This is a genomic window from Natronorubrum sediminis (assembly GCF_900108095.1).
GTDB lineage: Archaea > Halobacteriota > Halobacteria > Halobacteriales > Natrialbaceae > Natronorubrum > Natronorubrum sediminis.
In genome coordinates, this window is sequence record NZ_FNWL01000001.1 from 184111 (window position 1) to 200214 (window position 16104).

Genomic DNA, 16104 nt, shown 5'->3' on the forward strand with positions numbered 1-16104 from the left:
TCGTTTCGTTGTGCGCTCAGGAATCGTGTCTCGATCTCTCTCTAAAACAACTCGACGCGGATGTCGTCGTCCTCGAGTTCAGCAACGAAGGCCTCGGCGTCCGTCTCGATCGGTTCGAACGTATCGTAGTGTTCGGGCAAGACGAGCTCCGGATCAACGCTGCGAGCGAAGTCCGCCGCCTCGTGTCGGTCCATGGTAAAGTGCCCCCCAATCGGTGGGATGAAAACCGCTGCAGTGATCGACTCGTGGTGCTCGAGGAAGTCCGTATCCGACGGACAGAAAACGGTGGTTCCATCGAGGTCGATACGCAGCCCGATCACTTCACCCTCGGCGTGAAACGGATTTCCGTCGTCGTCGACGTGTTCCCCATCCGGGTCGTTGTACGCGGGCACCGTCTGGACGGTAATCCCGTCGACCGTCGTCTCGCCGTCCGCTGGCAAGTCGACGACATCGCGCTCGAGGTCGCTCGTGTCGACCGCCTCGTAAACAGCGACCGTCGCATCCGGTCCTGATACGGCGTCGATCCCCGCCGGATCGTAGTGATCGAAGTCGTCGTGCGTGACGAAGACGATATCGCCGTCTCCCGGTTCGGACTCGAGGACCTCCTCCCAGGGGTCGATGTAGATAACCGTTCCATCGTCCGTCTCGAGTCGCTTGCTCGCGTGGCCGATCCGTTCGAACGTAATTCCCTCGTATGTGATGGACATCGTCACGCGGATCATACGACGGGTTTTGCCTTATACTCCCGTCAGCCAGTAACGCGCTCGGGGGATCGATCCACGCCGTTGCTCGAATGTCCCCGGGAGCGACCTCGAGCGGCGGAATGCGTTCGATAGTACCATTCCATGAAAGTCTCTCAAACGGTTCTTTCGTTCGAGCGCAACTGTTGTTCCCGTCTCGGCGGCCCCAGTCCCTCAGTTGAGTCGTTTCCAACGGTCCGAGCAAGAACTGCTTGCATTGCGTTTCATAGAATTACGTTCGCTTTGTCCTGACTTTCAGTATTTTGGTCGCGACTTTGATGGCGTTCGAAATCTGTGTCTAGACTGGTATTATTTTACTTGGGATATACGTAATAACCGTTAACGGTGAGGACTGGCCGTGTCTCGAAACGATTCACGGAAACGAAGCATTGATCGACGGTCGTACATAAAGGGTTGCCTCGTTGGGCTTGGGACGCTCACGGTCGCCGGGACGTCGAGCGCTACGGCGCTCGAGGACCAATACGAGACAGTCGTCGACGTCGTCGAAGCCGGCGCGGACCCCGAAGGGAACGAGTCCATCACGCCTGTATTACGAGAGCACGTTGGCGACGATACTCTTCTCGAGTTCCCGGAGGGGCGATACTACATGGACGAACAACTGCGCCTCACTAACTTCGAGAACGTCGGCTTCAGCGGCCACGGCGCGACCTTGGTCCCGGCTTCCTTCCACGAGTTCGACGGACCACAGTATCGCCTCTTCCGACTCGGTACGCACGAGGACCCGGGACGAGACCTCCTCTTCGAAGGCTTCGACGTCGACCAGAGCGCAGAAGACACGGGCATCCGCGTAATCAGCGCTCAAGTCGAGGACGGGCTCTCCGTCCGAAATATCTCCGTCGAGGGACGCCACGACAGCGGTACCTGGGGACCAGGACTGTTCAACATCACCGATCCTGACGGTGAGGGCCACGTCTACTGCTTCTTCGCAGACGACGGCGCGGACCACGTCGACGAGACGCCAAACGCTGGGAACATGTGGCGCGGAGCAACCGGCTTCGCCGTCGACCAACACCACCGCGGTTTGCTCATCTTCGAGAACTGCCGACTGGGTGACTTCCCGGACAACGGACTCTACGCCTCGAACGAAACCGGCCGAATCGGTGTCGACGGTGGCACCTACCAGAACAGCGGCACCGCCTCGATCCGTCTCAGCGGATCGACCGGCCGGGTCGAGGGCGCAACCGTCGTCGTCGACGAGAACCAACACGACTCCGCCGGTCAACACGCGATCCGACTCGACGACGGCGAACACGAACTCGAGGACATCACCGTCGACGTACCCGAACCGAACGGCGACGCGATTCGAATCATGGATCCCGTCGACAGCGCCTCGATCACGAATTCGGAAATCACCGTCGGCGACGAGCCAAACGCCGCCGTCCGAATCGATCCGTCGGCCGGCGCGACGACTATCGACGATGTCGACATCGACATCAACGGCAGCGCCAACGCCGTCCGAATTCTCGGCTCCGATGCCGGCGCCGTCGAACTCGAGGACGTCCACATCACGGGCGACGCGAGCGGCGCTCGAAACCGAGAAGCGATCTTCTGCGAACGAAACGGCTGTGAGTTCGTCGGCCTCGAGGTCGAGCAACTCGGACCGGACAACCGACGCGGGATCGACCTCCGCGGATCCGACACGATCATCGCCGACAGCGAGTTCGAGACGACCGACACCGCGATCACCCTCAACGGCGCAGACAGCGTCACGCTCGAGGACACCACCGCAACTGTCGATGCAGACGGCTACTCGCTTCGCATTCTCGAGAGCACTGACTCCGTCTCCCGGACGAACAACGATCTCCCCGACGGCGTCCGAGACGACCGATAACTGTCTCGTCGCCCCTGAACAGGTCCCCTTGGCGCTTCTCGAGTACTCGGTACGAAACTAGTAGACGGCGTGGCTCGAGTGGCTACACTCTGGCCGGACGCGGTTGTGAACGACGCCCAGAAATGCTCGTGGTTCGAGAGAGCACAGCTCTCTCGTCATTACGAAACGGCAGAGCCGTTTCGAACGACTTCGCTGTGCCTTTCTGGTCTACTTCAAATCGCAGGGCCGTTTTGCCACTCGCGAGTTTGCTCGTGGCAAAAGCGGGCCGGGCGCGATTATGAACACACGGTCGTTCCCGTTCGCTCCACCTTCGGTGTCGCTCACCTCCCACTCCCTGCGTTCAAATCGTTTTGGCCGCTCTGCTCGTCACGAATTGTTCCTCGCAGAAGCGGGCCGGGCGCGATTTGAACACGCGACCGTCTGATTAAGAGTCAGACGCTCTGCCGAACTGAGCTACCGGCCCTGTACCTGCGACTTTTCTGCGACGAGTGAAATACGTTTCCCTTAGAACTCGTCGTGACAGGGACGAACACACACTACTCCGCACCTTTTGGCACTGTGCGTCACTGACCGAGCACTTCATCGGGTAACAATCTTCGGGAGCGTTAAGTGTGGTCGGTCCCACCACACGTTCAATGAGTACGGGGGTTACCATCTCGTCGATTTCTGACTATGCGATCTTGGGATGTGGCAGCGTCGGCTACGCCGTCACAGAAGAACTCGTCGAGCAGGGAAAGGACGTCCTGATCATCGACCGTGACGAAAGCCGCGTCGAGTCCCTCCGCGATCAGGACCTCGACGCCCGCACGGCAGACATCAGCGAACCCGAAACCGCAGACTTCGTCACCGACCGCGACGTCGTCCTCATCCTCGCCTCCGACGTCGAATCTAACAAACAGGCCGTCGAACACATCCGCGCTGTCGACGACACTCAATTCGTCGTCGCCCGCGCGAGCGACCCCGTCTCCGGCGACGAACTCGAGGAAGCCGGTGCCGACATCGTCATCAACCCGTCGGCAGTGATCGCCGAATCCGCCCTCCGCGCCCTCGAGTCGGGGGAACTCGAGTACAATGCGGGCAAACTCGCCCAGTTAGTCGAGACGACCGACGAGCGCTTGGCGATCGTCACACAGGATAGTCCGGACCCGGACTCGATCGCCAGTGCGGCCGCGCTGCAGGCGATTGCGTCCCACCTCGGCGTCGAATCGGATATCATCTATCTGGGTGACGTCGGCCACCAGGAGAATCGCGCGTTCGTCAACCTCCTCGGGATCGATCTGGTGCAGTGGGACGAAATCGGCGATCACGCCATTTACGATACGGCGGCCATGGTGGATCACGCGACGTCCGCAGAGATGGACCTGGACGTCGACATCGTTGTCGACCACCACGAACCCGAAGTGGAGTACGAACCCGAATTCGTCGACATTCGACCGAACATGTCCTCCACGTCGACGATCATGACGAAGTATATTCAGGAGTTCGACATGAACGTCTCCGAGGAGGTTGCCACCGCGTTACTGTACGGTATCCGCGCGGAGACGCTCGATTTCAAACGCGACACTACCCCCGCGGATCTCACCGCCGCCGCGTATCTCTACCCCTTCGCGAACCACGATACTCTAGAACAAGTCGAGTCGCCGTCGATGTCCCCCGAAACGCTCGACGTGCTCGCCGAGGCGATCACCAACCGAGACGTCCAGGGCAGTCACCTCGTCTCGAACGCCGGGCTCGTGCGCGACCGCGAAGCACTCACGCAGGCCGCGAGCCATCTGCTCGATCTCGAGGGCGTCACCACGACTGCCGTCTTCGGAATCGCCGACGAGACAATCTTCCTCGCGGGTCGCTCGAAGGACATCCGAATCAACATCGGCAAGGTGCTCGAGGATGCCTACGGCGAGATGGGTGAGACTGCGGGCCACTCGACGCAAGCAAGCGCCGAAATCCCGTTGGGCATTTTCACTGGAATCCAGATTTCAGAGGAGACGCGAGACACGCTACTCGACCTGACCGAAGAGGCGGTCAAACGGACGCTCTTCGACGCGATGGGTGTCGACGGCAGCGAAGGATCGAACGGGAGTTAACCCCATTCGCAAAATCGTCAGAAAGTCGAATACAGCGGCTCGAAGGTAATTTTCGTCCGTCGGACAAGGATTCGAAACTGATCTCAGGCGACGACTTCTTGCTCTTCCTCGTCGGGCTGTTTGACGCGCTCGACGACGTCGTTGATCAGGATGACGTCGCCGACAGCACGGACCCAGCGGTAGGGGACAATGACGCCTTGCGTTCCGCGAGCGGTGTCGGTGAACAGTTCGGTGTTGAGCTGACCCAGGGCGAGTCCGGTGACGGCCTCGCCGTCGACGTTCAAACGAAGATCCTCGACTTCGCCGACGAAAACGCCATTGTTCGAGTATACCTCGCGACCGACGAGAGAGGTGATTTCTTGGGGAGTGTCGTCCATGACTGGGCTCATGCGTGGCGGACTCTTAATTGTTGGTCAGACGCATTCACGACGACCGAAAGGAGACACCAGTCCTCGGTGAAACGAAACACGAACGCACGCCGAGTTCGATTCCTGCGTTTTCACGAGTCACGCGCCCGAAATGCCCTCGAGTATCGATTCGACATCGACGTGATCTGAGAGCAAGTCCTCCATTCGATCGACGGTCGATTCGTCGCGCGTGCGTCCGCTGCGAACGATGTTCTCGGCGCGTTCGACCGTCGTGAGCGTGTCGGTCTGAACGGAGAGGATCGAGAGCCCCTGTTGTGCAGCCTCGCCGATGATGGTCTTCGACGGTTGCTGACCGCCGGTGAGGATCAAGCACGTGACGCCGGGTGCCTCGAGTGCTGCAGTGTGAATACCGGCGCGGTCACCGCCGGTGATGACGGCGGCGTCTTTCGTTCGCCGGAAGTACCGAAGCGCGCTGTCTGCGCCCATCGCGCCGACGCTAAAGCGCTCGATGTAGCTGTCCTCGCCCTCGACGAGTACCGACGCGCCGAGTTCCGAGGCCAGTTCGTCGACTGAAACTCCCGAGAGCGTCTGTATGCGGGGCAAGATTCCGAAGACCGGAATTCCGCGGCTCTCGAGGAACGGGACCACGGTCGACTCGAGCGTGTCGTGAGCGGCGTTCTCGACGTTGTTGAAGACGACGCCCGCGAGCCGATCTCCGAAGGCGGCGGCTGCGGCCAGTACGTCGTCGACGTCGCGGGGAATCGAGTACGGCGCGACGAGGATGACCTCGGCGTCGAAGCGGTTCGCGACGTCGGGGTCGGTGAGGTCGACGATCCCGCCGACGGTGTACTCGCCGCCACCTTCGACGAATAGCCGATCACACCCCTCGGCGACGGTCTCGAACGCCGCCTCGACTCGCTCGTGAATTTCGTCGGGATCCTCCCGACCCCGAAGGGTTTGTTCGATGAACGTCGGCGAGTAGACGACGGGCTCTAAGTCGTGGAGTTCCGCGTCGAGCCCCAGGATCTCTCGAGCGAGCAACGGGTCGGCGTCCAGCGTTTTCCCGACGTTGCTCTCGAGACGGGTTCCCTTCGGCTTCATGTAGCCGACGCGTGCACCGCCATCTCGCGCGATGCCCGCAAGCGCGATGGTAATCGCGGTCTTTCCGATTCCCGATTCGATCGAACTGACGAGAATCGTCTCCGTTTCCCACTCGCGCTCCTCGTGAGCGGTCTCGTCGTCCTCGCTCTCAGCCGCCGTTTCTCTCGCGTCGCGATCGTCGGTTTCGGGCTGTTCGGCACCAGTCTGCTTGCTCTCGGTCGAGTTTCGATCGGTCGCTGTTGTCGATGTGTCTGTCTCGGTATCTGTGTCAGTCATGGCTCGTCTCCCTCGAGTCGGTCTGTGTCGACGGTGAGGCTGAGATCGATCGCCTGTACTCCCTCCGGAGCGACGACCAGCGGGTTGACGTCGAGTTCGAGTATCGACGGAAAGTCGACGACTAGCTGGGATAGCCGTTGGATCGTCTCGGTGATGGCGTCGATATGTGCGGGTTCACGTCCGCGAGCGCCGCGCAACAACGGTGACGCCTGAATCTCGTCGATCATGTCGCGGGCCTCGGACTCGCCGATCGGCGCGACGCGAACCGCCGTGTCCTCGAGCGTTTCGACGAAGATGCCGCCGAGGCCGAACACGACGAGCGGCCCGAACTGCGGGTCGCGGTTCATTCCGACGATCGTCTCGGTACTGTCTTCCATCTCGACGAGTTCCTGAATCTGGACGCCGAGAATCGTCGAGTCGGGCTGGTACGTTCGCACGCGAGCGACGATATCCTCGTAGGCACTGGCCACCTCCTCGTCCGAGACGCCGACTCGAACCCCGCCGATGTCGGATTTGTGGGACACGTCGGGGCTGACGATCTTCATCACGACGTCACCCTCGATTGCCCTCGCAACCTCGGACGCTCGCTCTGGGTCCGATACCACTTCACCCGCCGGCGTCGGGATGCCGTAGGCCTCGAGCAATTTCATCGACTCGACGCCGAGGCGGTTGTCACTGTATCGCTTCGCGCGTGCGAGCACCGCTCGAGCGCGCTCGCGGTCGACGTCGAACGTCGTCGGCTCGTCGATCGTTCGCTCACGAATCTCTCGGTATCGGGTCAGCGCCTCGAGTCCGGCCACCGCGCGAGTCGGGTCGAAAAAGTTCGGCACGCCGAACCCACGGAGGACCTGCTCTGCGGCCCGCGCGCGCTCGCCGCCCATCAGACACGTCACGATGGGCTTGCCGGAATCTTCGTGCTTCTCGATGATCGTCTCGGCGAGTCTGTCGTATCCCAGCACTGCTGTCGGTGCACTGACGACGATCGCTGCACCGACGGCGTCGTCCTCGAGGACGGTCTCGAGTGCGTCGCCAAAGCGGTCGGCGTCAGCGTCACCGATCACGTCGACCGGGTTGTACCGCGTCGCTTCGTCTGGCAGGACTTCTGCGAGACCATCTGTCGTCTGGGCACTCAACGAGGCCATCTCGAGTCGCGAGTCGCCGACCGCGTCGGTCGCGAGCACGCCCGGCCCACCGGCGTTCGTCACGACGGCGACGCCGTCGGTGTCGGGTTCCGGCAGGCCAGAAAGCGCTCGAGCGAAGTCGAATAGCTCCTGGACGGAGTGTGCCCGGATCACGCCGGCTTGCTCGAGGCCGGTTTCGTAGGCTCGTTCGCTGCCGGCGATCGCTCCGGTGTGCGAGGAGGCAGCCTGCGCACCGGCGTCCGTTCGGCCGGCTTTGACGAGCACGATCGGCGTGTCCTCGGTGACTGCACGCGCAGTCTCGAGGAACGCAGTGCCGTCGTCGATCCCCTCGAGATAGCCGATAATGACGTCTGTCCCCGGGTCGTCGCCCCACTCTCGGAGGAAGTCCGTTTCGTCGAGGTCGGCTTTGTTCCCGAGGGAGACGACGTGCTGGAAGCCGATTCGTTGCTCGTCGGCCCACTCGAGGACGGCCGTGACGAACGCGCCGGATTGGCTCAGAAACGAAATAGCCCCCTCGCGCGGCGAGTCGGGCCCGAAGGTGGCGTTCAGGCCGTTGACCGTCGACATGACGCCGAGGCTGTTCGGCCCGACGATCTCGAGGTCGTAGCGCTCGGCGCGTTCGCGCAGGCGCTGTTCGCGCCTCGCCCCCTTCTCACCCGACTCGGCGAATCCAGCCGTCACGACGACCACCGCGCGGGTGTCGGTCTCACCGAGATCGTCGAGCACCTCGAGGACGACGTCGGGTGGAACGACGAGCACCGCGAGATCGATCGCCGGCGCTGCCGTGGCGTTGGAATAGCACTCGAGTCCGAGCACCTGCTCGCGCGAGGGGTTGACGGGGACGATTTCACCGTCGTAGGTCTCCTGCAGGTTCTCGAGGATCGCCCGCCCAACCGACCCCTCGCGGTCGGTCGCCCCGACGACACCGACGGATTCCGGATCGAAGAGCGCAGACAGCCGGCCCATCACACGATCTCTCAACTCGCGGCGAGGTAAAGCTGTACCCTGACACACACGTGTGCCAGACTCGAAGCGCGAGAAACCGACCGACAGGTGACCCCAACACCTGACACGCGACAATCAGTGCATCGACAGCGCCGCCGAGCGACTCGAGGCGGCGATCGCGAGGAGGTAGACCACGATTGCGACGACGACGATGGAGCCACCCGGCGGGAGACTCTGGTGGACCGAGAGTCCGTATCCCACGATGACGGAAATCTGGCCGAACAGGACCGAGAGGACGAGCGTTTCCCGGAAACTGTTGGCGAGCTGTGAGGCGGCCGCAACCGGAACGACGAGCATCGCGGCGACGAGGATGACGCCGAGAATCTGCATCGCGCCGACGACGACTACGGCGGTCATCACGATCAAGAGCGTGTTGTAGCCGGTGACGTTGAGGCGAGCGACGCGTGCGGCTTGCTCGTCGAACGTGATGAACAACAGCTGTTTGTACGTGATCGCGATCACGCCGAGGACGGCGATCGTCTGGACCACGACGAGTTGCGCGCCTTCCGTCGGAACCGCTGCCGCGCTGCCAAAGAGGTAGTCCTCGATGCTGACGCCCGAGAGTCCCTGCCCGTAGCTGATGATGATCGTCCCGACGGCGAAGCTCCCGGTGAGCATGATCGCGATGGGCACGTCGCCGTAGGTGTTCGTCCGTTCGGCCAGCCACTGGACGCCCAGCGCACCGAGGATACCGACAATGAGCGCCGCAGTGAGCAGGCTGCCGTCCCAGTCCGTCGTCGTACTGAACAACAGTCCGATGGCGACGCCGGCGAACGCCGTGTGAGCGAGCGTTTCGCCGATCAGGGCCATCTCTCTGTGGACGAGGTACGTTCCGACGACCGGCGCGATGATGCCGATAAGGACCGTCGTCGCCATCGAGCGCCACATGAAGCCGTGGCTGAAGACGTTCGTCCCGAGGTAGTAGTCTATCCACCGGCCGGTGGTGATGAACTGCCCGTAGAGGAACTCCCCGATAGCGAGCGACCGAAGGGACTCGACGGTGACGAATCCGATCATCACGACGGCTAACACGGCCGTCAGGGCGAGACCTGCGAACTCGACGGAACGGCGAATATTCGGTCCCATCAGTGGTGGTGATGAACGACCTGCCCGGTCGAGCCGTAGGCCGCTGCTAAGGCGTCACTTTCGACGAACGATTCCGTGTCTCCGTGGTGGTACAGTTCCTGATTGATACAGGCGATATGATCCGCACGATCCGTGACAACGCCGATATCGTGTTCGATCAAGACGATCGTAATACCCGAATCGTTGAGCGAGTCCAGCAGTTGGTAAAACTCGTCTCGAGACTCGGCGTCGACGCCGACGGTCGGTTCGTCCAGTGCCAGCAGATCCGCTTCGGAGGCGAGCGCGCGGGCGATGTAGGCTCGCTGGCGTTGGCCGCCCGAGAGCTGGTTGACGCGTCGATTCTCGAGATCGGAGATGTCGACCGTCTCGAGTGCGTCGTCGACGATTTCTTCGTCGGCGTCGGAAAGTCGACCGAAGCCGGCGTGGGCGAATCGCCCCATCGTCACGGCTTCGCGGACGGTGACGGGCATCGTTCCGCCGCGACTGGTCGCCTGTTGGGAGACGTAGCCGATTCGCTCGCCGGCTTCGAACTCGTCGACCGGTTCGCCGAAGAGGTCGATCGAACCGCTATCTGGACTGTGCAGACCCAACATCAGGTGCAGTAGCGTCGTCTTCCCGGAGCCGTTCGGGCCGATGAGTCCCAAAAAGTCGCCCTCGTCGATCGTCAACGAGACGTCCCGAACGGCGACGCTCTCGCCGTACGCGAACGACACGTTCTGGATATCGACGGCTGCACTCACGGTGAATTCACTTGGTAGTCGGGCACGGAGTGGTTTATCTCTTCTACTTTGGCTCGACCGATCGGTACGACTACTGTGGCGATCATATACAACTCATTCGGCACCGAATGCGGCCCGAAGCGCCGGAATGTTGACTTCCTCCATCTGCTCGACCCAGCCGTATCCGTCGTCTTCCCACTCCTCGGTCGTGCCCTCGAGTGGCGACAGCGGCGCGGTCTCGTCGGCGTCGGTCTCCTCGAGCGCCTCGTTGACGACGTTGCTCATGTCGTCGAACGGATCGTAGAGGATCGTGTCGATGTCGTTCTCCTCGATGATCTCGATTGTGTCGCTGATATCGTTGGGAGAGACGTCGTCGTCGGGCGAGATGCCGACCGGCGTGTGCAACTCGATATCGTAACGAACCTCGAGGTACTGGAACGCATCGTGGCCGGCGAGAACGGCGATGTCACGGTCAGTCTCTGCAAAGAGGTCCTGAAGCTGGTCGTGAATGTCGTCGATCCGCTCGATGTACGCTGCGGCGTTTTCCTCGTAGACGTCTTCGTTGTCGGGGTCGGCCTCGATGAGGCCGTCTCTAATCGTCCCGACGATGTCACGGACCAGAACCGGATCGACCCAGACGTGAGGGTCGTACATCTCCGGAACGTCGCTCTCTTCGACCTCGTCGACGACCTCAAGTCGCGCGTTGTCGTTGCTCGTGTCGAAGACGACCTCACCGTCCGCGACGAGTTCGAAGACGACTCGCGACGTATTTTCCTCGAGACCGCTGAAGATAACGTGATCTCCTTGGGAGTCGATTTCGACGGTCTCGCCCTCGCTGTCGTCGGCAGTCGTCGCCTCGAGTTGGAAGGATTCGTTCGAACCGATGGGGAGGATGCGACCCTCGCTGTCCTCGACGACGGCTTCGACCTCGAGCGTCTCGTCGACGGCGACGTCGGGGAGGCCGCCGTGCCAGTGGTCGTTGTGCCACCACGCGAGTTCCTCCCCGCTTCGGCGCTCGAACAGCTCGAATCCGACCACCGAAATCGACTCGGGGTCGTCGTCGAAGTCGTCGGGTTCCTGATCTGCTGCCGTGTCGCTGTCCATCTCGAGGAACGCATCTTCGAGTCCGTCCATGGCGTCGATCAGCGTGAGGTGGTCGTAGTCCCGTTCGAAGTCGACAACGTACTCCTCGACCCAGCCGAACTCGTCGGTCTCGAAGTAGACGAAGACGTCCGAATCGGCAATATTGCGTTGCAGATCGCTCGAGGGCTCGTACCCGTGACCCATCTCCCCCGTGGGAACGGCGTTTTCGAACTCGAGTTCGTCGCCGCCGATTTCGGATGCCATGTCCCAGAGGGCGAAAAACGAGGCGTACCCACCGTCGGCCTCACTGCTCGCGGGATCGCTTAGACAACCGGCCAGCGTACCGAATGCGAGTGCACCAGCCCCCGCCTGGAGCACCGATCGGCGTGTTCGTTCCATACCGGATGGTGCCAGCGGGTGAATAAAAGCGTTATTATTCTTTCCCGAGCTGTTAATAACAGCTGCTACTGCGAAACTGTGAATTAGTAACACAGCGGCGTCTCGGGTTTCGACGGAAGTCGATGCGGCAGAAGGCACCTGTCCGAAACGCGCTCTGTCGACCGCTCTCAGTTAGTGATCGTCATCGTGGCCGTCGTCGTGGTCGTGGCCGTCGTCGTCATGGTCGTGGTCGTCGTCGTGATCGTGACCGTGGTCGTCGTCCTCGTCGACGTACTCTTGGTCCTCGTCACCAACTTCGACCTCGAGTGGGCGTTCGTCGTCGCCAGGAGTTTCGTACACGACCTCGTCGTCCTCGACGAGTTGGAAGACGACGTCCGTGAACCCTTCTTCTTCCCCTTCGACGTGAATGTGGTCGCCGTGTGATTCGAACGAAACGATGTCGTCTCCATCGCCGACGAGTTCGCCCTCGAGGTCGAGGCCCGCTTCCTCGAGGTCGATTTCCTCCCCGTCTTCGTCTTCGACGCGCGCACCGAGAGAGACGTTGTCTCCCTCCGGAACCACGAGCGGCCCGTGGTCCCAGTGGTCGCCGTGGACGTACGCGATGACGTCCTCGTCGTGGTCGCGGTCGAGCAACTGGAACGCTTCGACTTCGAGGTCGGAGCCGTTATCGTCGCTTCCGTTGTCTCCGTCGTCGTCGTCACTCAGGCAACCGGCGAAGCCGAGTAGTGCGAGCGAACCGGACGATGCGAGCAGTGTGCGACGAGACGTCGAACGTTTATTTGCGGTCATGTTAGTTCTCGACGAAGAGTTGCGACTGATTAGTAATGAGTGTAACGATGTTAATAACGAAGAGCAATTGTGGGGTGGTAAATAGCAGCGTCTGGTTCGGAAAATCGAATCTCCCTCCGAAAACGAGTTCGCGAGCCTACTCGAGTGAGACGTGAACGCGAACGCCGTCTTGTCGGCGATACGCCGGTGGCCGACGGGGATCGTGGTCGCGAACGACTTCGAACGCGTTGAATCTGATAATCAATCGGCCCGGGTCGATCGTCGCGCGAAGTAGCGGTCCGCGACTCGTGACGACGACGTACGGCGGCGCGGCGACCGGCTGTGCCCGAAGCTCATATCCAATCGCTTCCACGACGTCGACGAGCACTCGAGGGAGGTACTCGAGCACGCCAGCCATCTCGAGACCCTCGTGGAGACCGTCGACGACAGCGTTGCGATCCGTCGTTCGCGCGGTATCCCACGGCTCCGCAATCCGTGTTGCGACGCGGTCGACTCCCTCCACGACCGCAGCGTGTTCCGCCTGAATTCGCTGGCGAGCGCTTCGAACCGGGTACGACACGGCTCCGAATGCGACCGGGACGTACTAATGTGTCTCGAATCCGACCGACTGCACAAATCCATCCGCTGACCCTCACTCACGGCCACGGTCGAGCGATCCGACGTTGATCGTCCGCACGTGTCGGGCCACCGTTCGAAGCGCGCGTTGCCAGCCGGTGCGTGTTTCGTCTCGCTCGCGTTCCTCGAGTGATCGCTGCAGTCGGTCATTGGTCGCTTCGAGTTCCCGATTCGTTGACTCGAGCGCTCGCACGCGATCCTCGAGGCGGTACCGTCGTTTTCGTTGTGCGTCCCGATCGAGTCGGAGTTGGTTTCGCTCGCGCTCGAGGGCGTTCGCACGATCGCGAAGGTGGTCGTACTCGTACTCACTCGCCGTCTCGGCTCCGAGGGGCGCTCTCCCCGTCGCTGCGATCGAGCCCTCGAGTGGCTCCCTCGAGTCGTCCGAACCCTGTTCGGTTTCGTCGCTCCCCGGCTCGAGGTAGCCCGTTCCGATCGCGTTGACGACGGCTCCGGAGAGCAAGATCAGGCCACCGAAGTACAGCCACGTTAGCAACAGCAAAATCGCACCGACTGCCCCCGCTCCCTCCGACTCGGCGGCGAAGGCAACGTACACCCGAAAGAGCGACTGGAGGGCCATCCAGCCGATGGCCGCGACCAACACGCCGGGAATCACTTCGCGTTTGGAGACGTCGACGTCCGGGAAGTAGTAGTACATTGGATAGAACGCGCCCGTGAGAACGACGACGAGTAACAGCGACTGCAAGAGTCCGAGGCCAGGGATATCGGGCAGGAACGCGAACACGATTCCGGCGGCGGTTGCGGCGATGAGCGCGCCACCGATCGCACCGAAAACCAACAGCGCATCGCGGATCTGGTCGAGGAACGAACTCTCCGCGGTCGTATCGTAAATTTCCGAAAACGCCGTATCGAGCCCCCTGAATATCTTCAGCGACCCCCACAGGAGGACGACCACGCCGATGACGGTCGACCCCGCCGTCGCAGGTGAGTCCTCGAGCGACTCTTCGATGAGCAACTGGCCGCTTTCGGGGAGTGCTCCCTCCGTCGTCTCGGTGACCTGCGCCGCGAACTGTTCGTCTCCGGCGAGCGTGACGAAGAAGAAAACGAGCACGAGCAACGGAATGAGCGAGATGAACGCCTGGTAGGCGATGCTCGCGGCCATAAACGGGACGTTCTTCTCCTGAATACCCTCGACGACCGTTTTGGCGAAATTGAGGCCGTCACGAAAATCGCTCGACATGAGCTACCAATCGGCCTGAATACCGATAGCAGGTCGGCTTGCATCCACCACGAGGGAAGCGGTGAGAAAAACGAGCGGAGGAACGGCCCCTCGAGTCGCCGGAATCGTCGGTTAGAGGACGATACTCTTCTTTCGCATCATTTCGTGGATCGAGGCGTCGAGCCCTTCGCGGCCGATACCCGAGTCCTTGTTCCCGCCGAAGGGAATGTCGCCGAGTCCGTGGCTTGGCGGGCCGTTGATGCGAACGGCACCCGCATCCACTCGATCCGCAACGGACATCGCTCTCGAGTGGTCGCTCGTGAAGACGGAAGCGTCCAGTGCGAGGTCGGAGCCGTTCGCGATCTCGAGTGCCTCGTCTTCGTCTTCGAACGTGGTGATCGCTGCGACGGGGCCGAACTGCTCTTCGTCGACGATTCTGGCGTCGTAGGGAACGTTCGCGAGCAGTGTCGGCTCGAAGAACTGATCGCCGAGTTCCTCCGGCACGCCTTCGGGAGCGCGACGGCTGCCGCCGCGAATCAGATCCGCCCCCTTCTCGACGGCGTCGTCGACCAGTGTTTCGACCCAGTCGGCTTGTTCCTCGCTGATGAGGGGGCCGAAAGCCGTGTCCTCGTCGAAGAGGTCGCCCGCCTGCCAGGCGTCCATCTGCCCCTCGATGAGGTCAACGAGGTCGTCGTGGATTGACTCGTGGGCGATCACGCGCGAGATAGCCGAGCAGCGCTGGCCGGCGTACTTGAACGATCCTTTGGCGCAGCTTCCTGCGACGTCCGCGAGGTCCGCGTCCTCGAAGACGATCGCCGGCGCGTTGCCGCCGAGTTCCATGTGGAGGTTGACCATCCCGCTCTCGCGGGCGATGTGGTTCCCAGCTCCCGAGGAACCGGTCATGGCGATCGCGTTGATGCGGTCGTCACCCGCGAGCACGTCACCGATTTCGCTCGCTTCGCCGGGGACGAAGTTGAATGCCCCGTCGGGAATGCCGTCGACGTCGGCGATCACGGTCGAGAGGATCGCCGCCGAGATAGGCGTCTTGCTCGCGGGTTTGAGGACGACGCTGTTGCCGGCGGCGAGCGCGGGTGCGGCCTGGAGCGCCGTCGTCGCCAGCGGGTAGTTGTAGGGGGCGATGCACAACACCGAGCCGATCGGTTCGTGTTTCACGATGGCCTGCCAGCCCTCGTGGCCCTCGGTCGAGCCCTCGCGATACTCGCCCTTGCTGACGATATTGCGGGCCTCTTCCGCGGCTCGATCGAACCGAGTTGCGGCCTGCTCGACCTCGCCGCGAGCAGAGGAAATCGGCTTCCCAGCTTCGCGGACGATGACCTCCGTCAGTTCTTCTTCGCGCTCGCGAATGCCAGCGGCGATTTCCTCGCACCACTGGGCGCGTTCGACGACCGTCGTCTCTCGAAGCTCGGGCTTGATTTCGTGGGCTGCCTCGAGTGCCGCCTCGGCGACGGATCGATCGGCAGCGGCAACCTGCGCGAAGGTGCCGCCATCGGCGAGATCCGAAACCGAAATGGCGTTTTCGGACTCGAGCCACTCTCCGGCGACGTAACTCTGCTCTCGTCGCTGTGCGATTCTCGTTGCCATACGAGCACGTACGTCGGCCACACAGAAAATGTTTACTCATACTCGAAAAAATAACATTGGTGGACC

Annotated in this window: 13 protein-coding genes and 1 tRNA gene; 2 read left to right on the forward strand and 12 right to left on the reverse strand. The window is 61.9% G+C overall.

Annotated features, from left to right (window positions below; all coding sequences use genetic code 11):
- Positions 1-41: 41 nt before the first annotated feature.
- Positions 42-707 (reverse strand): MBL fold metallo-hydrolase, encoded by a 666-nt coding sequence (locus BLW62_RS00885; RefSeq protein ID WP_090503750.1) that lies wholly within the window; start codon positions 705-707, stop codon positions 42-44.
- 391 nt (positions 708-1098) lie between these two features.
- Between BLW62_RS00885 and BLW62_RS00890 the strand changes: the two genes are divergently transcribed.
- Complete coding sequence (locus tag BLW62_RS00890; protein ID WP_090503754.1) at positions 1099-2592, forward strand: hypothetical protein; 1494 nt, start codon at positions 1099-1101, stop codon at positions 2590-2592.
- 389 nt (positions 2593-2981) lie between these two features.
- On the opposite strand, the gene BLW62_RS00895 is transcribed toward BLW62_RS00890, so the two are convergent.
- Positions 2982-3055 (reverse strand) — tRNA-Lys (locus BLW62_RS00895).
- Between the two features lie 172 nt (positions 3056-3227).
- Here BLW62_RS00895 and BLW62_RS00900 point away from each other — a divergent pair.
- Positions 3228-4676, forward strand: a complete 1449-nt coding sequence (locus BLW62_RS00900; protein WP_090503758.1) for a DHH family phosphoesterase — start codon at positions 3228-3230, stop codon at positions 4674-4676.
- Positions 4677-4759: 83 nt separating this feature from the next.
- Here BLW62_RS00900 and BLW62_RS00905 read toward each other — a convergent pair whose 3' ends face one another.
- The 10 genes from BLW62_RS00905 to BLW62_RS00950 all read right to left on the reverse strand — a co-directional run bounded on the left by BLW62_RS00905 (position 4760) and on the right by BLW62_RS00950 (position 16038).
- Positions 4760-5053 (reverse strand): PRC-barrel domain-containing protein, encoded by a 294-nt coding sequence (locus tag BLW62_RS00905; RefSeq protein WP_076578074.1) that lies wholly within the window; start codon positions 5051-5053, stop codon positions 4760-4762.
- 129 nt (positions 5054-5182) lie between these two features.
- Positions 5183-6421, reverse strand: a complete 1239-nt coding sequence (locus BLW62_RS00910) for a phosphotransacetylase family protein (RefSeq protein ID WP_090503762.1) — start codon at positions 6419-6421, stop codon at positions 5183-5185.
- The gene (locus tag BLW62_RS00915) at positions 6418-8529 is read right to left on the reverse strand and encodes an acetate--CoA ligase family protein (RefSeq protein ID WP_090503766.1); all 2112 of its coding nucleotides are present in this window, start codon (positions 8527-8529) and stop codon (positions 6418-6420) included. The genes BLW62_RS00910 and BLW62_RS00915 overlap by 4 nt, the downstream gene beginning before the upstream one ends.
- 114 nt (positions 8530-8643) lie before the next feature.
- The gene (locus tag BLW62_RS00920; protein ID WP_090503771.1) at positions 8644-9654 is read right to left on the reverse strand and encodes a metal ABC transporter permease; all 1011 of its coding nucleotides are present in this window, start codon (positions 9652-9654) and stop codon (positions 8644-8646) included.
- Positions 9654-10394, reverse strand: coding sequence for a metal ABC transporter ATP-binding protein (locus BLW62_RS00925; protein ID WP_090503775.1), 741 nt, complete (start codon positions 10392-10394; stop codon positions 9654-9656). Before BLW62_RS00925 ends, BLW62_RS00920 begins: the two co-directional genes overlap by 1 nt.
- Positions 10395-10487: 93 nt before the next feature.
- Positions 10488-11855, reverse strand: a complete 1368-nt coding sequence (locus BLW62_RS00930; protein ID WP_090503780.1) for a metal ABC transporter substrate-binding protein — start codon at positions 11853-11855, stop codon at positions 10488-10490.
- 171 nt (positions 11856-12026) lie between these two features.
- Positions 12027-12644 carry a hypothetical protein gene (locus BLW62_RS00935; protein WP_090503786.1) on the reverse strand — a complete coding sequence of 206 codons (618 nt, stop codon included), beginning with the start codon at positions 12642-12644 and terminating at the stop codon, positions 12027-12029.
- A gap of 136 nt (positions 12645-12780) precedes the next feature.
- Positions 12781-13203, reverse strand: a complete 423-nt coding sequence (locus BLW62_RS00940; protein ID WP_090503790.1) for a DUF7988 family protein — start codon at positions 13201-13203, stop codon at positions 12781-12783.
- Positions 13204-13275: 72 nt separating this feature from the next.
- On the reverse strand, positions 13276-14457 hold the full coding sequence (locus BLW62_RS00945; protein ID WP_090503794.1) for a YhjD/YihY/BrkB family envelope integrity protein: 1182 nt from the start codon (positions 14455-14457) through the stop codon (positions 13276-13278).
- 111 nt (positions 14458-14568) lie between these two features.
- Positions 14569-16038 (reverse strand): aldehyde dehydrogenase family protein, encoded by a 1470-nt coding sequence (locus BLW62_RS00950; protein WP_090503799.1) that lies wholly within the window; start codon positions 16036-16038, stop codon positions 14569-14571.
- Between the last annotated feature and the right edge of the window lie 66 nt (positions 16039-16104).